This window comes from Streptomyces sp. NPDC050564 (genome assembly GCF_044457265.1).
Taxonomy (GTDB): domain Bacteria; phylum Actinomycetota; class Actinomycetes; order Streptomycetales; family Streptomycetaceae; genus Streptomyces.
In genome coordinates this window covers 231,186-250,585 of record NZ_JBITGS010000011.1, presented here as the reverse complement: position 1 = coordinate 250,585, position 19,400 = coordinate 231,186, and the positions used below count along the sequence as shown (strand labels likewise).

18 protein-coding genes, 1 pseudogene and 1 riboswitch are annotated in these 19,400 nt (G+C 69.2%); of the genes and pseudogenes, 12 read left to right on the top strand and 7 right to left on the bottom strand.

Annotation, left to right across the window (positions count from 1 at the left end; translation table 11 throughout):
* The first annotated feature begins 38 nt into the window (after positions 1 to 38).
* Positions 39 to 251 (top strand): EF-hand domain-containing protein, encoded by a 213-nt coding sequence (locus tag ACIBK0_RS19835; protein ID WP_189188843.1) that lies wholly within the window; start codon positions 39 to 41, stop codon positions 249 to 251.
* A gap of 65 nt (positions 252 to 316) precedes the next feature.
* Here ACIBK0_RS19835 and ACIBK0_RS19830 read toward each other — a convergent pair whose 3' ends face one another.
* Entirely contained in the window at positions 317 to 1,237 is a 921-nt protein-coding gene (locus ACIBK0_RS19830; RefSeq protein WP_399081360.1) for an AraC family transcriptional regulator, read from the bottom strand.
* A 101-nt stretch (positions 1,238 to 1,338) separates the two neighbouring features.
* Here ACIBK0_RS19830 and ACIBK0_RS19825 point away from each other — a divergent pair, with 101 nt between their 5' ends.
* Positions 1,339 to 2,334 carry a zinc-dependent alcohol dehydrogenase family protein gene (locus ACIBK0_RS19825; protein WP_399081358.1) on the top strand — a complete coding sequence of 332 codons (996 nt, stop codon included), beginning with the start codon at positions 1,339 to 1,341 and terminating at the stop codon, positions 2,332 to 2,334.
* A gap of 78 nt (positions 2,335 to 2,412) precedes the next feature.
* Positions 2,413 to 3,096: pseudogene (locus ACIBK0_RS19820) on the top strand (NADPH-dependent F420 reductase); the annotation flags it as partial.
* 13 nt (positions 3,097 to 3,109) lie between these two features.
* Here ACIBK0_RS19820 and ACIBK0_RS19815 read toward each other — a convergent pair.
* The gene (locus tag ACIBK0_RS19815; protein WP_399081356.1) at positions 3,110 to 3,658 is read right to left on the bottom strand and encodes an MOSC domain-containing protein; all 549 of its coding nucleotides are present in this window, start codon (positions 3,656 to 3,658) and stop codon (positions 3,110 to 3,112) included.
* Between the two features lie 38 nt (positions 3,659 to 3,696).
* Here ACIBK0_RS19815 and ACIBK0_RS19810 point away from each other — a divergent pair, with 38 nt between their 5' ends.
* Entirely contained in the window at positions 3,697 to 4,371 is a 675-nt protein-coding gene (locus ACIBK0_RS19810) for an HAD-IA family hydrolase (RefSeq protein WP_399081353.1), read from the top strand.
* On the opposite strand, the gene ACIBK0_RS19805 is transcribed toward ACIBK0_RS19810, so the two are convergent.
* From ACIBK0_RS19805 to gcvT, 5 genes are all read right to left on the bottom strand, one after another.
* Complete coding sequence (locus tag ACIBK0_RS19805; RefSeq protein WP_399081351.1) at positions 4,345 to 4,902, bottom strand: glycoside hydrolase family 25 protein; 558 nt, start codon at positions 4,900 to 4,902, stop codon at positions 4,345 to 4,347. The two genes, ACIBK0_RS19810 and ACIBK0_RS19805, sit on opposite strands and share 27 nt — an antisense overlap.
* 140 nt (positions 4,903 to 5,042) lie before the next feature.
* A complete protein-coding gene (locus ACIBK0_RS19800; protein ID WP_399081349.1) occupies positions 5,043 to 6,410 on the bottom strand; it encodes an L-serine ammonia-lyase in 1,368 nt (455 codons plus the stop codon).
* 130 nt (positions 6,411 to 6,540) lie between these two features.
* Positions 6,541 to 7,803, bottom strand: coding sequence for a serine hydroxymethyltransferase (gene glyA / locus ACIBK0_RS19795; RefSeq protein WP_399081347.1), 1,263 nt, complete (start codon positions 7,801 to 7,803; stop codon positions 6,541 to 6,543).
* 13 nt (positions 7,804 to 7,816) lie between these two features.
* Positions 7,817 to 8,194: a glycine cleavage system protein GcvH gene (gene gcvH, locus ACIBK0_RS19790; RefSeq protein WP_399081345.1), complete on the bottom strand. Its 378-nt coding sequence runs from the start codon at positions 8,192 to 8,194 to the stop codon at positions 7,817 to 7,819.
* Between the two features lie 119 nt (positions 8,195 to 8,313).
* Positions 8,314 to 9,432, bottom strand: coding sequence for a glycine cleavage system aminomethyltransferase GcvT (gcvT, locus tag ACIBK0_RS19785; protein WP_399081343.1), 1,119 nt, complete (start codon positions 9,430 to 9,432; stop codon positions 8,314 to 8,316).
* 147 nt (positions 9,433 to 9,579) lie between these two features.
* A riboswitch (glycine riboswitch) is annotated at positions 9,580 to 9,682 on the bottom strand.
* Positions 9,683 to 9,850: 168 nt separating this feature from the next.
* Here gcvT and ACIBK0_RS19780 point away from each other — a divergent pair.
* The 8 genes from ACIBK0_RS19780 to ACIBK0_RS19745 all read left to right on the top strand — a co-directional run bounded on the left by ACIBK0_RS19780 (position 9,851) and on the right by ACIBK0_RS19745 (position 19,311).
* A complete protein-coding gene (locus tag ACIBK0_RS19780; RefSeq protein ID WP_399081420.1) occupies positions 9,851 to 10,525 on the top strand; it encodes an AAA family ATPase in 675 nt (224 codons plus the stop codon).
* A gap of 129 nt (positions 10,526 to 10,654) precedes the next feature.
* On the top strand, positions 10,655 to 11,431 hold the full coding sequence (locus ACIBK0_RS19775; RefSeq protein WP_399081341.1) for an enhanced serine sensitivity protein SseB: 777 nt from the start codon (positions 10,655 to 10,657) through the stop codon (positions 11,429 to 11,431).
* A 179-nt stretch (positions 11,432 to 11,610) separates the two neighbouring features.
* The gene (locus ACIBK0_RS19770) at positions 11,611 to 12,408 is read left to right on the top strand and encodes an enhanced serine sensitivity protein SseB C-terminal domain-containing protein (RefSeq protein ID WP_399081339.1); all 798 of its coding nucleotides are present in this window, start codon (positions 11,611 to 11,613) and stop codon (positions 12,406 to 12,408) included.
* Positions 12,409 to 12,873: 465 nt separating this feature from the next.
* Complete coding sequence (locus ACIBK0_RS19765) at positions 12,874 to 13,872, top strand: ABC transporter permease (RefSeq protein WP_399081337.1); 999 nt, start codon at positions 12,874 to 12,876, stop codon at positions 13,870 to 13,872.
* Positions 13,873 to 13,907: 35 nt separating this feature from the next.
* Positions 13,908 to 15,680 (top strand): ABC transporter substrate-binding protein, encoded by a 1,773-nt coding sequence (locus ACIBK0_RS19760; RefSeq protein ID WP_399081335.1) that lies wholly within the window; start codon positions 13,908 to 13,910, stop codon positions 15,678 to 15,680.
* A gap of 72 nt (positions 15,681 to 15,752) precedes the next feature.
* A complete protein-coding gene (locus ACIBK0_RS19755) occupies positions 15,753 to 16,760 on the top strand; it encodes an ABC transporter permease (RefSeq protein ID WP_399081333.1) in 1,008 nt (335 codons plus the stop codon).
* The gene (locus tag ACIBK0_RS19750) at positions 16,757 to 17,854 is read left to right on the top strand and encodes an ABC transporter ATP-binding protein (RefSeq protein WP_399081331.1); all 1,098 of its coding nucleotides are present in this window, start codon (positions 16,757 to 16,759) and stop codon (positions 17,852 to 17,854) included. Before ACIBK0_RS19755 ends, ACIBK0_RS19750 begins: the two co-directional genes overlap by 4 nt.
* The gene (locus ACIBK0_RS19745; RefSeq protein ID WP_399081329.1) at positions 17,851 to 19,311 is read left to right on the top strand and encodes an ABC transporter ATP-binding protein; all 1,461 of its coding nucleotides are present in this window, start codon (positions 17,851 to 17,853) and stop codon (positions 19,309 to 19,311) included. The genes ACIBK0_RS19750 and ACIBK0_RS19745 overlap by 4 nt, the downstream gene beginning before the upstream one ends.
* The last annotated feature ends 89 nt before the right edge of the window (positions 19,312 to 19,400 follow it).

Here is a 19,400-nt window from a genome sequence, read left to right as displayed (position 1 = left end):
GTACACATGGCAGTAATGCACTACGAAGGGGCGGACCGGTGGCGGACATCGAGGAAGCACGCAAGCAGTTCGAGCGGATCGATACGGACGGTGACGGTTTCATCACCGCTGCCGAGTTCAAGACCGCCCTCGCCCAGGGCGGCGACTGGAACGTCACCGAGTCGGTGGCGGAGGCCATCATCGCCAGCCGCGACCTCAACGGCGACAAGGTCCTCTCGTTCGACGAGTTCTGGACCCACCTGAGCAAGTGACACCCGCGAAGGGGCGCCCCCGGTGATCCGGCGGGCGCCCCTTCGTCATGCGGTGCGGGCGGCGCTCAGGAGGCGCGCCTGCGGTACTGTCCCGGCGCCACCCCGTACTCCCGCTTGAACGCCTTGGCGAAGGCGAACTCCGAGGTGTAGCCGGTGCGTTGGGCCACCTGGCGCAGGGGGATGTCGTCGGTGCGCAGCAGGCGGCCCGCGGTCGTCATGCGCCACCAGGTGAGGTACGTGAGCGGGGGCTCGCCGACCAGCGTGGTGAACCGTCGGGCGAAGGCCGCGCGGGAGAGGCCGCCGAGGGCGCCGAGTTCCTCGACCGTCCAGGGGTGGGACGGGGCACCGTGGACGGCGCGCAGGGCCGCCGCGACCGCCGGGTCGGCGAGGGCGGCCGACCAGCCGGTGGGATGCCCGGAGCTGTGCCGCTCGCGCTGCCACCAGGCGCGCAGGATGTACAGCAGGAGTGTGTCCAGGAGCGAGGTGACGATCGTGTCGGAGCCCGGCCGGGGCTCCTCCAGCTCCATGCCGAGCAGTTCGACCGCGGCCCGCAGCGAGCGGTGGGCGCCGACGCGGGCGGGGAGGTGGACGACGTCGGGCAACTCGGACAGGAGCGGATGCGCGCGGGCCCGGTCCAACTGGTAGGCCCCGCAGAGCAGAACGGTGGACGTGCCGGTCAACGGTCGTGGAGGCGGAGGTTCCGGCCACGTACCGTCAGGCCGCAGCCGTACGTCTTCCAACGGTACGTCCACGCCGCTGGCCAGCGCGTGACCGCGGCCGTGTGCGAGGAAGGCCACGTCGCCGGGGCCGAGCGCCACCGGCTCCCCCTCCGCGGGAAGCAGCCACGCCGAACCCTGCAGCACCACATGGAACCCGGCCCCGTCCGAGGACTCGAAGCGCATTCCCCAGGGCGCGTACTCGTCCCGGCGCGAGGAGTGCGGGCGCCCGGTGCGCATCGTGGCGATGGCGTCGCTGAGTACGTCCATGACCGTACCGTAGCGCGCGGGCATCGAGGCGAGACGAAAGGACAGGAAAGCGAGACCTACAGGCATGGATCGTCTCGCGTCGCGCTCCTAGCGTCATGGGTATGCCATCCACCACTTCACGCACCGTGCTCTTTCACGAACTCGGCGGCCCGGACGTCCTGAAGATCGAGGACGTCGAGGTGCCCGCCCCCGGTCCCGGCGAAGTCCTCGTCCGCGTCGAGGCGTTGGGCCTCAACCGCGCCGAGGCCCTGTTCCGCGCGGGGACGTACTACTACCAGCCCACCCTGCCCGCCTCGCGGCTCGGCTACGAGGCGTCCGGCACCGTCGAGGCGGTGGGCGAGGGCGTCGTCGACTTCGCCGTGGGCGACACCGTGACGACGGGACCCGGCATCGAGATGAGCGCCCAGGGGGTGTACGCGGAACGCGTCGTGCTGCCGGAGACCACGGTCGTGCCGCGCCCGGAGACGGTGGACGCGGTCACCGGCGCGGCGGCGTGGCTGACGTACACGACGGCGTACGGCGCGCTCCTCGAGACCGCGGGACTGAAACCCGGCGACCATGTCCTGATCACCGGCGCGTCCAGCGGTGTCGGCACCGCCGCGATCCAGGTCGCCCACCGCATCGGCGCGGTTCCGCTGGCCACCACCCGGTCCGAGGCGAAGAAGCGCCGGCTCCTCGAGTTCGGGGCGGAGCATGTGATCGTGTCCGACGACGAGGACGTGCCGAAGGAGGTCCGGCGGCTCACGGGCGGGCGTGGAGCCGAGGTGATCTTCGATGCGATCGGCGGTCCCGGCTTCCGCCCGCTGGGCGAGGCGCTCGCGCAGGGCGGTGCGATGCTCGTCTACGGCTGGCTCGATCAGCGACCGGCCGAACTCCCCTGGAACTGGCCGCTCACCGTCCACACGTACGCCAATTTCGCCCTGACCTCGACGCCGGCAGGCCGCCGCCGCTCCACGGCCTTCCTGAACGCGGGCCTGCGCGACGGCGGCTTCCGGCCACCGGTGGCCGAGGTCTTCGAGGGGCTCGACCGCATCGGGGACGCCCAGCGTCTGATGGAGAGCAACGCGCACTTCGGCAAGATCGTGGTGAAACCCTGAGGGCGGTCACCCGGGTGCCGTACACCCCGGAATAGCCAGTGCGTCCCCGGGGTTGGTGACCCTCATCAGGACCATCAACCCCGGAAGGGCCTGGCACTCATGAAGATCGGCATCATCGGCGCGGGCAACATCGGCGGCAACCTCACCCGGCGGCTCACCGCCCTCGGCCATGACGTCTCCGTCGCCAATTCCCGCGGTCCGCACACACTCACCGCGCTCGCCGAGGAGACCGGGGCGACACCCGTCAAGGTCGAGGACGCGGCACGCGGCGCCGAGCTCGTCGTGATCACGGTCCCGGTGAAGGCGGTCCCGGACCTGCCGTCCGGGCTGCTCGACGAGGCGGCGGACGGTGTCGCCGTCCTCGACACCGGCAACTACTACCCCCAGCAGCGCGACGGCAGGATCGCCGCGATCGAGGACGAGGGCCTCACCGAGAGCCGCTGGACGGCCCAGCAGATCGGCCACACCGTCATCAAGGCCTTCAACGGCACCTACGCCCAGGACATCCTGGACCGCCCCCGACCGGCGGGCGCTCCCGACCGCATGGCCCTCCCGGTCGCCGGCGACGACGAGGCAGCCAAGCGCGTAGTCCGCGCCCTCATCGACGACCTCGGCTTCGACACCGTCGATGCCGGCGGCCTCGACGACTCCTGGCGCCAGCAGCCCGGCACCCCGGTCTACGGGCTCCAGGAGGGCCTCGACGCGGTGACGAAGGCCCTCGCCGAGGCACCCCGGGAGCGCTCGGCGGACTTCCGAGCCTGATCCCGGACGCGCCCTAGACGATGCGCAGGGGCTGGTGCGGCCCGTCCGGCAGCTCGACCTCGACCGGGTCCCCGGGCCGCACCACGCCGCCTTCCCGTACGACACTCATGACACCGGACTTGTGGACGATGCCTCCGTCGCCCCCGTCCTGCCTCCCGACGACCTGCTTGAGCAGTCCCTTCCGGAAGTTGTCGATCTGCGCGCACGGATTCCGCAGCCCGGTTATCTCGACGACGGCCTCGTTCCCGAGGCGCAGCAGCGCCCCGACCGGCAGCCCCAGCAGATCGACCCCCCGAGTGGTGACGTTCTCCCCGAGCTCCCCGGGAGCGACGACGAATCCGGCCTCGCGCAGCTCGTCGAACAGCTCCTCGTGCATGAGGTGCACCTGTCGCAGATTCACCTGCGACGGATCCTTCTCCATCCGGAACCGGTGCTTCACCGTCGTGCCGGCATGCACGTCCCCCTCCACCCCGAGCCCGGCGAGCAGCCTGATGCTCTCCCGATTCGGCTTGGTGAACGAGTACGTTCCGTTGCTGCTGACCGCTGTGACGGTCCCACCCATGTCCTGCTCCCCGCTCGGCTGATGGCATGATCACGTCCGTGACCAGCGAAATCGTAAGGGCCGCCACCAAAAAGTACGTCCTGTTCGACGTCGATGGCACGCTGATCGACGCGGTGGACAACCAGCGCCGTGTCTGGGGATCGTGGGCGACGCGTTACGGGCTGGACCCTCAGCAGGTCCACCGCGTGGCGCTGCGCACCCGCCCCCTGGAGACCTTCGCGACCGTCGCCCCGGATCGCGACCCGCGGGAGTGCCTGGCCGCCCTGCACGAGCTGGAGGACGAGGACGTACGCACCGGCGTCTACTCCGCCTTCGAGGGTGCCGCGGAGTTGCTCGCCGCACTGCCGCCCCGGTGCTGGGCGCTGGTCACGTCGAACTATGAGCACCGGGTGCGCGGCCGGTTCGCCCGGACCCGTCTCCCCGTTCCCCAGGTGCTCGTCGACGCCGCCGCCGTGGAGGAGGGCAAGCCGTCGCCGGTGCCCTACCTGCTGGCGGCGAAGCTCCTCGGCGCCGAGCCGGCGGACTGTCTCGTGGTGGAGGACGCACCGTCGGGAGTGGAGGCCGGGCTGCGCGCCGGCATGACGGTGTGGGGAGTCAACGCTCCCGAAGTGGACGGCGTCCACCGCCACTTCGGGAGCCTGCGCGATGCCGTGCCCGAGATTCTGGCCTTCGCGGCCGGGGAGCGTTCAGTCGCCGCCCGTCCAGTCGACTAGCGCCGCCTTGCTCGCGAAGTCGGCGACGTTCTTGTCCAGGGGGTCGTCGGTGTACTGGTGGAAGCGCCACTTCGCCTGGATGCGGGGCTTGCCCGCGGTCACGTAGTCGGCGATCCACAGGCCGTCGCCCGCGTACGAGGTGGTGTCGACGTTCAGCCAGTAGTTGCGGTTGGTGTAGAGCACGACCCGGTGATCGGGGCGGAGTTCCTTCACCTTGCGGAGGAAGCGGTCCTTCTCCGCGTTGCTCGCGTGGGTGCCGTCGCCGGTCGTCTCCCAGTCGACGGCGAGCAGGTCGCCCGCCTCCTCCGGGGCCTTGCCGACGAAGTACTCCGCCTGCGCCGTGATGTTGCCGGGCCACAGGAAGTGGTAGAAGCCGACCACGCAGTCGGCGTCGCGGGCCGTTTTCACTTGGGCGGTCAGCTTCGGGTTGACGTATGAGCGGCCCTCCGTCGCCTTGATGAAGACGAAGGAGAGGCCGTCGGTGTCGTACGAAGAGGATTGGTACGCGCTCACGTCGATGCCGCGCAGCATGGGGACTCCCTGAAGTGCCGGTGGGGGGAGCAGGAGTTGTGGTTGATTCCTGCCCCACCCTGGCACGCGCGATCCCCGCTCGCGGCGGGAACCTCAGCCTCTGGTGGCCACCGACCGCGGTCCGACGGCTTGTCGGCGCCTCAGCACTCGATGATGTTGACCGCCAGCCCGCCCCGCGCCGTCTCCTTGTACTTGACGCTCATGTCGGCGCCGGTTTCCTTCATGGTCTTGATGACCTTGTCGAGGGAGACCTTGTGGGAGCCGTCGCCGCGCATGGCCATCCTGGCGGCGGTCACGGCCTTCACGGACGCCATGCCGTTGCGCTCGATGCAGGGGATCTGGACGAGGCCGCCGACCGGGTCGCAGGTCAGACCGAGGTTGTGCTCCATGCCGATCTCGGCGGCGTTCTCGACCTGTTCGGGGCTGCCGCCCAGGACCTCGGCGAGGGCGCCGGCGGCCATCGAGCAGGCGGAGCCGACCTCGCCCTGGCAGCCGACCTCGGCGCCGGAGATGGACGCGTTCTCCTTGAAGAGCATGCCGATGGCGCCCGCGGCCAGCAGGAAGCGGACCACGCCGTCCTCGTCGGCACCCGGCACGAAGTTGATGTAGTAGTGCAGCACCGCCGGGATGATGCCCGCGGCGCCGTTGGTGGGGGCGGTGACCACGCGGCCGCCCGCCGCGTTCTCCTCGTTCACGGCCATGGCGTAGAGCGTGATCCACTCCATCGCGTGGGCCAGCGGGTCGCCGTCGGCGCGCAACTGGCGGGCCGAGACGGCGGCGCGGCGGCGGACCTTGAGGCCGCCGGGCAGGATGCCCTCGCGGGACATGCCGCGCGACACGCACGCCTGCATCACGCGCCAGATGCCGAGGAGCCCCTCGCGGATCTCCTCCTCGGTGCGCCAGGCCCGCTCGTTCTCCAGCATCAGGGCCGAGATCGACAGGCCCGTCTCGCGGGTCAGCCGCAGCAGCTCGTCGCCCGTGCGGAAGGGGTACTTCAGGACCGTGTCGTCCAGCTTGATGCGGTCCTCGCCGACCGCGTCCTCGTCGACCACGAAGCCGCCGCCCACGGAGTAGTACGTCTTCTCCAGCACGAGCTCCCCGGAGGTGTCGTACGCGAAGATCGTCATGCCGTTCGCGTGGTACGGCAGCGCCTTGCGGCGGTGCAGGATCAGGTCGTCGTCGAAGGAGAAATCGATCTCGTGCTCGCCGAGCAGGTTGATGCGCCCCGAGGACTTGATCTGCTCGACCCGCTCGTCAGCCCTCTCCACGTCGACCGTCCGCGGTGACGCCCCCTCCAGGCCGAGCAGCACCGCCTTGGGGGTGCCGTGCCCGTGCCCGGTCGCGCCCAGCGAGCCGTAGAGCTCGGCGCGTATGGAGGTCACCGGGGCCAGCAGCCCCTCGTTGCGCAGTCGGCGGGCGAACATCCGTGCCGCTCGCATCGGCCCCACCGTGTGGGAGCTGGACGGGCCGATGCCGATCGAGAACAGGTCGAAGACCGAGATGGCCACGGGGACTCCTCAAAGCGGGTGGTGCCAGGGGTGGTGCAGGAGGGTGGTGCAGGAGAGCGGTGCAGGGGGTGGGCGCCGCGCACATCTCCAGTGTGCGCGGCGCCTCGAAGAATCGTACGTTCCGTACGAATTACTTCAGGCCGGGGTACAGCGGGTGCTTGTCGGCCAGAGCGGACACCCGGGTCTTGAGGGCCTGTGCGTCGTAGGACGGCTTCAGCGCTTCGGCGATGATGTCCGCGACCTCGGTGAAGTCCTCGGCCTGGAAGCCGCGGGTGGCGAGGGCGGGCGTGCCGATGCGCAGGCCGGAGGTGACCATCGGCGGGCGCGGGTCGTTCGGGATGGCGTTGCGGTTGACCGTGATGCCGACCTCGTGAAGGCGGTCCTCGGCCTGCTGCCCGTCCAGCTCGGAGTTGCGCAGGTCGACCAGGACCAGGTGCACGTCCGTGCCACCGGACAGGACGTCCACACCGACGGCCTTGACGTCGTCCTGGACCAGGCGCTCGGCCAGGATCCGGGCGCCGTCGAGGGTGCGCTGCTGGCGCTCCTTGAAGTCGTCCGAGGCGGCGACCTTGAAGGAGACGGCCTTGGCGGCGATCACGTGCTCCAGCGGACCACCCTGCTGACCCGGGAAGACCGCGGAGTTGATCTTCTTGGCCAGCTCGGCCGTCGAAAGGATCACGCCACCGCGCGGGCCGCCCAGCGTCTTGTGGGTGGTGGTCGTGACGACGTGGGCGTGCGGCACCGGGTTCGGGTGCAGGCCCGCCGCCACCAGGCCGGCGAAGTGCGCCATGTCGACCATGAGGTACGCGCCGACCTCGTCCGCGATCCGGCGGAACTCGGCGAAGTCCAGCTGGCGCGGGTACGCCGACCAGCCCGCCACGATCAGCTTCGGCTTGGACTCCTTGGCGAGGCGCTCGACCTCGGCCATGTCGACCTGACCGGTCTGGTCGTTCACGTGGTACGCGACCACGTTGTAGAGCTTGCCGGAGAAGTTGATCTTCATACCGTGGGTCAGGTGCCCGCCGTGCGCGAGGTTCAGACCCATGATGGTGTCGCCCGGCTTGAGCAGCGCGAACATCGCGGCAGCGTTGGCCTGGGCGCCCGAGTGAGGCTGCACATTGGCGTGCTCGGCGCCGAAGAGCGCCTTGATGCGGTCGATGGCGATCTGCTCGACCACGTCGACGTGCTCGCAGCCGCCGTAGTAGCGGCGGCCGGGATAGCCCTCGGCGTACTTGTTGGTCAGGACGGAGCCCTGGGCCTCCATGACCGCTACCGGAGCGAAGTTCTCCGAGGCGATCATCTCCAGGGTGGACTGCTGGCGGTGCAGCTCGGCGTCGACGGCGGCGGCGACGTCCGGGTCCAGCTCGTGCAGGGGCATGTTCAGAAGCGACATGTTCTACGACCTCTCAGCCGGCGGAAAAGGCGGTGTACTCGTCGGCGGAGAGCAGGTCGGCCGGCTCCTCCGCGACGCGCACCTTGAACAGCCAGCCGCCCTCGAAGGGCGCGGAGTTCACCAGCGACGGGTCGTTGACCACGTCTTCGTTGATCTCGGTGATCTCGCCGTTGACCGGGGAGTACAGGTCGCTGACCGACTTCGTCGACTCCAGCTCGCCGCAGGACTCACCCGCGGTCACCGTGGAACCGACCTCCGGAAGCTGGGCGTAGACGACATCGCCGAGCGCGTTGGCCGCGAACTCGGTGATGCCGACCGTCGAGACGCCGTCCTCGGCGACCGACAGCCACTCGTGCTCCTTGCTGTAGCGCAGCTGCTGGGGGTTGCTCATGGCCTGAATTCTCCTGTACGCGGGGGAGTGCTGGTGAATGGGGGACTGCTGGACCTGCCGATGAGCAGGGAAGAAGCGCGCGGTGTCGCTTTTGGCTACTTCTGGACCGCGCTCAGTCTCTACTTCTGACGCTTGTAGAACGGCAGCGCCACGACCTCGTACGGCTCGTGGCTGCCCCGGATGTCCACACCGACTCCGGCCGTGCCCGGAGCGGCGTGCGCGGCGTCGACGTACGCCATCGCGATGGGCTTGCCCAGCGTGGGGGAGGGGGCGCCGGAGGTGATCTCGCCGATCACCTTGCCCTCGGCGACGACCTGGTACCCGGCGCGCGGGACGCGACGGCCCTCGGCGATCAGGCCGACGAGCACCCGCGGCGGGTTCTCGGCGGCGCGCTCGGCGGCGGCCTGCAGGGCGGTACGCCCCACGAAGTCGCCGTCCTTCTCGAACTTCACGACCCGCCCGAGCCCGGCGTCGAAGGGGGTCAGCGAGGTGTTCAGCTCATGCCCGTACAGCGGCATGCCCGCTTCCAGGCGCAGCGTGTCGCGGCAGGACAGACCGCAGGGGACCAGGCCGACGCCCTCGCCGGCCTCGGTCAGCGCCTGCCACAGCTCGACGGCGTGCTCCGGCTTCACGAACAGCTCGAACCCGTCCTCGCCGGTGTAGCCGGTACGCGCGATCAGCGCCGGGACGCCCGCGACCGTGCCGGGCAGACCCGCGTAGTACTTGAGGCCGTCCAGGTCGGCGTCGGTGAGCGACTTCAGGATGCCGGGGGACTCGGGGCCCTGCACGGCGATCAGCGCGTACGCGTCACGGTCGTCGCGCACCGACGCGTCGAAACCCGCGGCACGCTCCACCAAGGCGTCCAGCACGACCTGCGCGTTGGAGGCGTTGGCGACGACCATGTAAGCGGTGTCGGCCAGCCGGTACACGATCAGGTCGTCGAGGATGCCACCGTCCGCCTGGCAGATCATGGTGTAGCGGGCGCGGCCCACGCCGACGGAGGCGATGTTGCCGACGAGGGCGTGGTTCAGGAGCTCGGCCGCCTGCGGGCCGGAGACGGTGATCTCGCCCATGTGCGAGAGGTCGAAGAGACCGGCCTTCGTACGGACGGCGAGGTGCTCGTCGCGCTCGGAGCCGTAGCGCAGGGGCATGTCCCAGCCTGCGAAGTCGGTCATCGTCGCGCCGAGCGAACGATGCAGGGCATCGAGCGCGGTGTGACGGGGTGCGTTGCTGCTCATCGGTGGGGCTCCCAAGGCATGACGGCGAGGTCGTTCCTCCCCATCTGTCATCGGAACCTGAGAGGTTCATCACGACCCCGCGAAACGGTGGTCCTGACTTGCACCTTGGGTGGAGCCACTGGTCAGCGGCCCGCTTTTCAGATGTGCCTCGCCCGCGCGGTAACGGGGCCTGAGAGATTCAAGGGAGGGACTTGCTCCTTCGGCGCCCCGGCACGTCGTACGTGACCGGGAACTCTCCCGCGCGGATTCAAGCGGCCGGTATGCAGTTGGCGCGCACATCATTGCACGCGCCGTCCGATCCCGGCACTCCGCATCTGTAACCGGCCTGTGGCAGTCCGAGTACGCAAACAAGAAGCACCGCGCATTACCTTCTCTTTACACTCGACGGGGATGGGACTCCAGACCCAAGGGGAGGACGATCACGGTGAACAGGACCACGGCGTACGCCACGACCTCGGGCATCGCGCTGCCCAAGCAGCCCGCCGCCCCGGCCCGGGTGGCGTGCGGCCCGCTGCCGACGGCCGTCGTCCGCGACCTCAGGGACCGCGCGGGACACAGCCCGCACGGGCTGCACTTCGGTGCGTCCGACCTCGTCGTGGTCACCGGGCTGCCCGGCAGCGGCAAGTCGACGCTGATGCGCCGGGCCGTCACGGGCGCGCGCATCGACTCCCAGGACACCCGCGACCGCTGGGACGAGCGGATAATCCGTTGGCTGCCGTACGCGGTCTACCGCCCCCTGGTCCGCGTCGCGCACTACGCCGGACTGCGCCGCGCCCTGCGCTCCGGTGCCGGAGTCGTCGTGCACGACTGCGGTACGCAGGCCTGGGTGCGCCGCTGGCTCGCCCGCGAGGCCCGGCGCCGGGGCGGTGCGCTGCACCTGCTGCTGCTCGACGTCACACCGGGAACCGCCCTCGAGGGCCAGCGCGAGCGCGGCCGCGGCGTGTCGCGATACGCGTTCGCACGCCACCGCGGCGCGGTCACCCGACTGCTGCGCTCCGTGGAGAAGGGCGACCTGCCGGAGGGCTGCGGCTCGGCGGTCCTCATCGACCGGGAGGCGGCGGACGTGCTGCGCCGGATTGACTTCGGCGGTTGAAGGACCGTACGAGCCGACGGCGACCCTCTCGTACGAAACAGGCGTACGAGAGGGTCGTACGAGCCCACTAACCTAGCCAGCCGGAACACCGGAGCACCCGAACAGCGGTTCACAGCAGGCGGTAGACAGATGGACTTCCCCGACTTCCCGGCACAGGCGCACCCCCATCCGCACGGCGGATGGCCAGGCAGCGAACTGGAGGAGGTGCTGTCGGCCTCCCTCGGCGTGCCCTCGGCGGGTGCCCGCATCGTCGAGGTCCTCGGCCGCAGCTTCGTGTGGGTGCCCCTGCCGAACGGCGGCGGTCCGCAGTCCGGCCCGCTCGACCTGCCCACCCTGGAGATCGAGGGCCAGGCGTACGTCCCCGTCTTCAGCTCCGAGGAGCAGTTCCGCCAGGTCACCGGCGGCCTCATGTCGTACACGATCGCGCCAGCCGTCGAGTTCGCCCGCGGGCTGCCCCCGCAGGTCGGCATCGCGGTCAACCCGGACGGCGTGGTCGGCGTACCGCTGCCGCCGCTCGCCGTCGCCGAGCTGTGCCGGGCCGGACGGACCCCGCTGGACGGGCCCGCGAGCGGCGGCCGGGTGCGGCTGTTCGAGCCCGACTGGCAGGAGGACCCGGTGGACTTCCTGTCGGCCGCCTCCGCCGAGTTCGCCGAGACCGGCGTCGTGCTGACCGCCCGCCGCTGCCTGGCCGCCATCGAGACCGCCGACCCGGTCATGTTCATCGGCGTGGAACTCTCCCAATGGGAGGGCGATCTGCGGGCGCTGCCCATGGAGGCACTGGGCCGCGCACTGGGCAGGGTCGCGGTGCAGTGGCCGGTGAACCTCGTCCTCCTGGACGTGGCCCAGGACCCGGTGGGTGAATGGCTGCGCGCCCAGGTGCGGCCCTTTTATCAACACGGCCACTAGGAGCGCCCCGTCAGGGGCGCCGGCTGTGGCATCGTGCGGCTCCGTGGCGTGGGCGCGGTCGACCACGATGAGCCGCGGCCACTGGATGCAGGAAGCCCCGGGCTCTTGGGCGGTTCCTGCAGGCGGCTCCACTTAAGCTGGTTTCATATCCGGGGCAACTTCTCGAAGGGGCGGTACAGGTGAGCGCCAGCGGCACCGCGGCCGGGCAGGTCGAGCACATGCTGCGCCAGGTGACGCCCGGGCGCTACGACGCCTACGAGGCGCTCCTTCGCGCGCTCGCGACCCCGTCGTCCGGCCAGATCTGGATGCTGCTCTGGCACGGCCAGGCCGGTTCCCCGGACGCCCAGTACGGGAACATGGAGGTGGACGGCTTCGGTTACGCGCCCTGTGTCACCTCCGCCCAGGAGCTCTCGGCCAGCGGCTGGAACCGCTCGTACGAGGTCGTCGACGGCCTCGACGTCGCCCGCACCCTGTACCCCGACCACTTCGGCCTCTGGCTCAATCCGCACGCCCCGGGCGGCGGCGTCGGCATCCCCTGGCTGGACCTGCGCCGCATCGCCGCCGGCCTGGAGCGCCAGCCCGCGGGCCCGCTCCGGCTCTCCGAACCGGGCATCGAGATCCCGCAGTTCTACGCCCTCCTCTCGCAGAACGCGCACCGCACCCCGGCCGTGCGCTCGCTGCGCCGCGCCTGGGTGCAGCCCGCGCTCGGGGCGCCGTATCTGGCCATCGGTCTTGACGTGTACGACACTTCGCCGCCCGCCGTCGACTCGGTGCGCGCGATGATGCAGCAGTCCATCGGCGCGGTCCCGGACGGGCTGCCCGTCTCGACCGTCGCGATGTCCGACGAGTACGACCCGGTGGCGATGTGGCTGCGGGCCAACGCCCGGCCGTTCTACGACCGCGAGGCGCACGCGGCTCCGGTGCAGGCACCGATGGCGGGCGGGTACGGCTATCCGCCGGCCCGCGGCGGCTACTGACCGCGGGACCGGGCCCAGGGGTCCCGGATCGGGCCCGGCTGTCATCATGACCTCGTACGGGCGAGTCGCGCCGCCCGCGCCTCGCAGCTGACCTGCGCGGGAGTGGACGTAAGAGCCATATGTCCGCTTTGAGGGCGATGTGTATCGAAAGGGTGCCTCGTGGGGCCTTTCGACCCAACTGCCCCCTGTCCGGCCCGCGTTACCCACTGTTCGGATAACGGAATCCCCTTAACCGCATCACGGTTGCGCATACTTTCTCCATCAGGCCTGGCACGTGATCGTGCGGGCACTGAAGACTCCCCAGTCAGACATGGGGTCTTCGATCCTGTGAGCGAGTGCAAGTCGAAGGATCAGCCGGGAAACCACTCCGCACCATCTGCGGTCCCTCCCGGCTTGCAAGTGAACCAAGCCGCAGACAGCGGCGGGCGTAGGCCGGTCACCACCGGTCAGAGGGGTCGGGTCACTGTGACCGCACCGATCGAGACCACCGGGGCGGCAACGGAAGCACAGCCGGAGGCCGTGCTGACCGGTGTCGACAAGGGGCAGATCGAGGGCCGTTCCCTGGGACAGATCGCCTGGACGCGCTTCAAGCGCGACAAGGTGGCGGTCGCCGGCGGTGTCATCGTCGTGCTGCTCATCCTGGTGGCCGTGCTCGCGCGGCCCATCCAGGCGATGTTCGGGCTGGACCCGAACGCGTTCCACCAGGAGCTGATCGATCCCAACACCTCGCTGCCCAAGGGCGGCCTCGGCGGGATGAGCGGGGACCACCCGCTGGGTGTCGACCCGAAGTTCGGGCGCGACATCGCCACCCGCATCCTGGAGGGCTCCTGGGTGTCGCTGGTGGTCGCCTTCGGCGCCACGATCCTGTCGAACGTGATCGGCGCGATCATGGGCGTCGTCGCGGGCTACTACGGCGGCCGGGTCGACTCGATCATCAGCCGCCTGATGGACACCTTCCTCGCCTTCCCCCTCCTGCTCTTCGCCATCGCCATCTCCGCCACCCTGCAGGGCGGCGCGTTCGGCCTCGAAGGGCTTCCGCTCCACCTGAGCGTGCTGATCTTCGTCATCGGCTTCTTCAACTGGCCCTACCTGGGCCGGATCGTGCGAGGCCAGACCCTCGCCCTGCGCGAGCGGGAATTCGTGGACGCCTCCCGGGGCATGGGCGCCAAGGGCCCGTACATCCTCTTCCGGGAGCTGCTGCCCAACCTGGTCGGCCCGATCATCGTCTACTCGACGCTGCTCATCCCGACCAACATCCTCTTCGAGGCGTCCCTGAGCTTCCTCGGGGTCGGTATCCAGCCCCCGCAGGCGTCCTGGGGCGGCATGCTCAGAGAGGCCGTCACCTTCTACGAGGTCGACCCTCAGTACATGATCGTGCCTGGTCTCGCCATCTTCGTGACCGTCCTTGCGTTCAACTTGCTCGGCGACGGTCTCCGCGACGCTCTCGACCCGCGCAGCCGCTGAGTCCGGCCGCACGAGAGCCCATCAAGTTTCCGACAATGGAGGGGAACCCGCCCATCATGCGAAGGTCAGCGCTGGCCGCAGTTGCGGCCATCGGCTCCGCGTGCCTGCTCGTCGCAGGCTGCAGCAAGGCCGATGACAACAAGAACGACGACAACACCAAATCAGCTGGGGCCAACGCAGCGACCAAGGATGTCGTCAACGCCTCCACGAAGAAGGGGGGCACGGTCACCTACGAGCTGTCCGACGTCCCGGACTCCTTCGACCCGGGCAACACGTACTACGCGTACATGTACAACCTCAGCCGGCTGTACGCCCGCCCGCTGATGACGTTCCAGCCCGGTGCCGGCGAGAAGGGCAACACCCTCGTCCCGGACCTCGCCGCGAGCAAGGGCGTCCCGAGCGACGGCGGCAAGACCTGGACGTACAAGCTGCGTTCGGGTCTGAAGTACCAGGACGGCTCGCCGATCACGTCCAAGGACGTCAAGTACGCCGTCGAGCGCTCGAACTTCGCGCGTGACGTGCTCTCCCTCGGCCCGAACTACTTCCAGCAGTTCATGGCCGGCGGCGACAAGTACAAGGGCCCCTACAAGGACAAGAGCGCCAAGGGCCTGTCGTCGATCGCGACCCCCGACGACACCACGATCGTCTTCCACCTGAAGACGGCCTTCCAGGAGTTCGACTACCTGGTCGCGGCCCCGCAGACGGCTCCGGTGCCCCAGGCGAAGGACAAGGGCGTCGACTACGTCAAGAACATCGTGTCCTCGGGCTCGTACAAGTTCCAGAGCTACTCCGAGGGCAAGCAGGCCGTCCTCGTGCGCAACGAGAACTGGGACGCCAAGACCGACCCGCTGCGCAAGCAGTACCCGGACAAGATCGTCGTCAACCTGAAGGTCAACGCCGAGACGATCGACAAGGACGTCCTGGCCGGCGACGCGATCGACCTCGGTGGTACGGGTGTCCAGGCCGCGACCCAGGCTCAGCTGCTCGCCTCCGCCGACAAGAAGGCGGGCACGGACAACACCTACGGTGGCCGTCTCGTCTACATGGCGATCAACACCAAGGTGAAGCCGTTCGACAAGGTCGAGTGCCGCAAGGCCGTGCAGTACGCGATCGACAAGGTCTCGGTGCAGACCGCCGAGGGCGGCCCGATCCGCGGTGACGTCGCCTCCACCGTCCTCCCGCCGGACATCCCGGGCTACGCGAAGTCGGACGTCTACGCGTCCGCCGGCAACAAGGGCGACGCGGCCAAGGCCAAGGACCAGCTGAAGGCCTGCGGCAAGTCGACGATCAGCACGAACATCTCGGCGCGCAGCGACCGCCCGCAGGAGATCGACGCGGCCACCGCGATCATCAACTCGCTGAAGAAGGTCGGCATCAACGCCAGCCTGAAGCAGTACCCCTCGGGCAAGTACTTCACCGACTACGCCGGTGTCCCGAAGTTCACCGAGAAGAACAACATCGGCCTGATCATGATGCAGTGGGGTGCCGACTGGCCGTCCGGCTACGGCTTCCTGCAGCAGATCCTGAACGGCAGCGCGATCGGCGAGTCGGGTAACACCAACCTGTCGCAGTACGACAACAAGGATGTCAACGCCCTCCTGGAGAAGGCGATCGGCACCGAGGACATGACTGCGCGCAACAGCCTCTACACCGAGATCGACAAGAAGACCATGGACGACGCCGTCCTGGTCCCGCTGACCTACTTCAAGGTCCTGCTGGCCCGCCCGCAGAACGCCACCAACCTGGTTTCCACGGCAGCCTTCAGCGGTCAGTACGACTACCTCAACATCGGCACCACGAAGAAGTAGCAGCCCCGGAAGGCAGGTGAAGGCATTGGTGCCCGCGGGCTTCGCGGCCCGCGGGCACCAGCGCCGATCCCCGTGATCTCGTACATCCTCCGTCGGACGGTAGCGGCAGTGATCCTGCTGCTGGTCGTCTCCGCGGTCACCTTCGCCATCTTCTTCCTGCTGCCAAGGATGGCCGGCCAGACCGCCGACCAGTTGGCGCAGCAGTACATCGGTAAGAGCCCGTCGAAGGCCGACATCCTCGCGGTCAAGCACAACCTCGGTCTGGACCAGCCCCTTTATGTCCAGTACTGGCACTTCATCAAGGGGATCGTGGCCGGCGCCACCTATGACCTGGGCCCCACCACGGCGCACTGCAACGCGCCGTGCTTCGGCTACTCCTTCAAGACCCACGAGGCGGTCTGGCCGCAGCTGACCTCCCGCCTCCCGGTGACCGTCTCGCTCGCCGCGGGTGCCGCCGTGATGTGGCTGATCTCCGGTGTGGCCGTCGGTGTGGTCTCGGCGCTCAAGCCGCGCTCGTTCTTCGACCGCGCCTTCATGGGCGTCGCGCTCGCCGGTGTCTCGCTGCCCATGTTCTTCACGGGCAATCTGGCGATCCTGCTCTTCACGTACCAGTGGCCGATCTTCGGCCGCACCTACGTCCCCTTCACCGAGAACCCCGCGCAATGGGCCAACACGCTCTTCCCCGCGTGGTGTTCACTCGCGCTCCTGTATTCCGCCATCTACGCGCGGCTCACCCGCTCGGGCATGCTGGAGACGATGAACGAGGACTTCATCCGCACGGCCCGCGCCAAGGGCCTGCGAGAGCGCAACGTGGTGGTCCGGCACGGACTGCGCGCTGCCCTCACCCCGATCATCACCGTCTTCGGCATGGACCTCGGTCTGCTGCTCGGCGGTGCCCTGATCACCGAGACCGTGTTCTCGCTGCACGGTGTCGGCCAGTACGCGGTGCAGGCCATTGACGACAACGACCTGCCCCCGATCCTCGGCGTCACCCTGCTCGCCGCCTTCTTCGTAGTGATCGCAAATCTCCTGGTGGACCTGCTGTACGCCGCCGCCGACCCGCGGGTGAGGCTCTCGTGACCGAACTGTCCAAGACCGGCGCCGCGGTCGGCGAGCCCGTCAACGCTCCCTCGGACGCCCCGAGTGCCTTTCTCGAAGTGCGCGACCTCAAGGTGCACTTCCCGACCGACGACGGCCTGGTCAAGTCCGTCGACGGGCTCAGCTTCTCGGTGGAGAAGGGCAAGACCCTCTCCATCGTGGGCGAGTCGGGCTCCGGAAAGTCCGTCACCTCGCTGGCGATCATGGGCCTGCACCGGCTCGGTGCGCGCGGCAAGAACGTGCAGATGTCCGGCGAGATCTGGCTGGACGGCCAGGAACTGGTGAACGCCGACCCGGACGAGGTGCGCAAGCTCCGCGGCCGCGAGATGGCGATGATCTTCCAGGACCCGCTCTCGGCGATGCACCCGTACTACACGATCGGCAACCAGATCGTCGAGGCGTACCGCGTCCACCACAAGGTCGACAAGAAGACCGCCCGCAAGCGGGCCATCGAGATGCTCGACCGGGTCGGTATCCCCGAGCCGGCCAAGCGCGCCGACAGCTACCCGCACGAGTTCTCCGGCGGTATGCGTCAGCGCGCGATGATCGCGATGGCGCTGGTCAACAATCCCGAGCTGCTCATCGCGGACGAGCCGACGACCGCCCTCGACGTCACCGTCCAGGCGCAGATCCTCGACCTCATCCGGGATCTGCAGAAGGAGTTCGGCTCCGCGGTCATCCTCATCACCCACGACCTGGGTGTGGTCGCCGAGATCGCCGACGAGGTCCTGGTGATGTACGGCGGCCGGTGCGTGGAGCGCGGCGCGGTCGACGAGATCTTCGAGAAGCCGCAGCACCCGTACACCTGGGGCCTGCTCGGCTCGATGCCGCGCATCGACCGGGAGACCTCCGACCGGCTCATCCCGGTCAAGGGCCAGCCGCCGAGCCTCATCAACGTCCCCTCGGGCTGCGCCTTCCACCCGCGCTGCCCGTACGCGGACCTGCCCAAGGGCGATGTCACCCGTACCGTGCGCCCCGAACTGCAGCTGGTCGGCAGCGGGCACTACACCGCCTGCCACCTCTCGCAGGAGGACCGTACGCGGATCTGGACCGAAGAGATTGCGCCGAAGCTGTGAGTGAGACGAAGAAAACGGACGCCGCCAACGCGGTGGTCCCGCAGCAGGCAGCGGCCCCCGAGGACCGCGCGGACTCCGCGAAGGGCTCGGGCGACCGCGAGGTACTGCTCCGGGTCCAGGGGCTGAAGAAGCACTTCCCCATCCGGAAGGGCGTTCTCCAGCGTCAGGTCGCCGCGGTCAAGGCGGTCGACGGCATCGACTTCGAGGTCCGCAAGGGCGAAACCCTGGGCGTCGTCGGCGAGTCCGGCTGCGGCAAGTCGACCATGGGCCGGGTCATCACCCGCCTCCAGGACCCGACCGGCGGCACCATCGAGTTCGAGGGCAAGGACATCACCTCGCTCAGCGTGGGGAAGATGCGCCCGCTGCGCCGGGACATCCAGATGATCTTCCAGGACCCGTACGGGTCCCTGAACCCCCGGCACACCATCGGCTCGATCGTCTCGGCGCCCTTCCGGCTCCAGGGCGTGGAGCCCGAGGGTGGTGTGAAGAAGGAGGTCCAGCGCCTCCTCGAGCTGGTGGGTCTGAGCCCCGAGCACTACAACCGCTACCCGCACGAGTTCTCCGGCGGTCAGCGCCAGCGCATCGGCATCGCCCGCGCGCTCGCCCTGAAGCCGAAGCTGGTCGTGGCGGACGAGCCGGTCTCCGCGCTGGACGTGTCGATCCAGGCGCAGGTCGTGAACCTGATGGACGACCTGCAGTCCGAGCTCGGCCTGACGTACGTGATCATCGCGCACGACCTCTCCGTCGTACGCCATGTCTCGGACCGCATCGCGGTGATGTACCTCGGCAAGATCGTCGAACTCGCCGACCGCACCTCGCTGTACGAGGCGCCGATGCACCCGTACACCAAGGCCCTGATGTCGGCCGTGCCGGTGCCGGACCCCAAGCGCCGGGGTGCCAAGAGCGAGCGGATCCTGCTCAAGGGCGACGTGCCCTCGCCGATCTCGCCGCCGAGCGGCTGCCGCTTCCACACGCGGTGCTGGAAGGCCACGGAGATCTGCAAGACGACCGAGCCCCCGCTGCTTGAGCTGAAGCCCGGTCAGCAGGTCGCCTGCCACCACCCGGAGAACGCCGAGGACCAGGCGCCGCAGGACACGGTGCTGCTGTCGGCGGCGAAGGAAGCGGTGGAGCTGGTGATTCCGGCGCAGTCCTCTGCGGCGGAGCCCGAGGCGTCCGAGGAGACTCCGGAGCCGGAGGCCGCCGAGCCGGTGGTCGCAGAGGCCGCTGCCGACGAGGAGACGCCTGCCGAAGCCGAAGCCGAAGAGGCCGAAGCCGAGGAAGCTGACGACGCCGCGGAAGCGGAGACCGAAGCCGAGGAGGCCGACGCCTCCGCCGAGGCCGAAGCCCCCGACGCCGAAGCCCCCGAGGCCGACGCCTCCGCCGAGGCCGAGACCGAAGCCGCGGAGGCGAAGGCCGATGCAGCGGAAGCCGATCGTCAGGAGTCAACCGGCAAGTAGGCCATGACGACTTGGCAAAGTCATGAACATGCTCGTGCGGGAGAGTGCAGAGTCTCGCGTGTCCGATAGTTCGGAACACGCTCGAAAGG

Coding starts and splice junctions, on each gene's coding strand:
- gcvH (WP_399081345.1), bottom strand. CDS start 8,194: ATGAGCAACCCCCAGCAGCTGCGCTACAGCAAGGAGCACGAGTGGCTG.
- ACIBK0_RS19760 (WP_399081335.1), top strand. CDS start 13,908: ATGGAGGGGAACCCGCCCATCATGCGAAGGTCAGCGCTGGCCGCAGTT.
- ACIBK0_RS19775 (WP_399081341.1), top strand. CDS start 10,655: ATGGACTTCCCCGACTTCCCGGCACAGGCGCACCCCCATCCGCACGGC.
- ACIBK0_RS19825 (WP_399081358.1), top strand. CDS start 1,339: ATGCCATCCACCACTTCACGCACCGTGCTCTTTCACGAACTCGGCGGC.
- ACIBK0_RS19805 (WP_399081351.1), bottom strand. CDS start 4,902: ATGCTGCGCGGCATCGACGTGAGCGCGTACCAATCCTCTTCGTACGAC.
- ACIBK0_RS19830 (WP_399081360.1), bottom strand. CDS start 1,237: ATGGACGTACTCAGCGACGCCATCGCCACGATGCGCACCGGGCGCCCG.
- glyA (WP_399081347.1), bottom strand. CDS start 7,803: ATGTCGCTTCTGAACATGCCCCTGCACGAGCTGGACCCGGACGTCGCC.
- ACIBK0_RS19815 (WP_399081356.1), bottom strand. CDS start 3,658: ATGGGTGGGACCGTCACAGCGGTCAGCAGCAACGGAACGTACTCGTTC.
- gcvT (WP_399081343.1), bottom strand. CDS start 9,432: ATGAGCAGCAACGCACCCCGTCACACCGCGCTCGATGCCCTGCATCGT.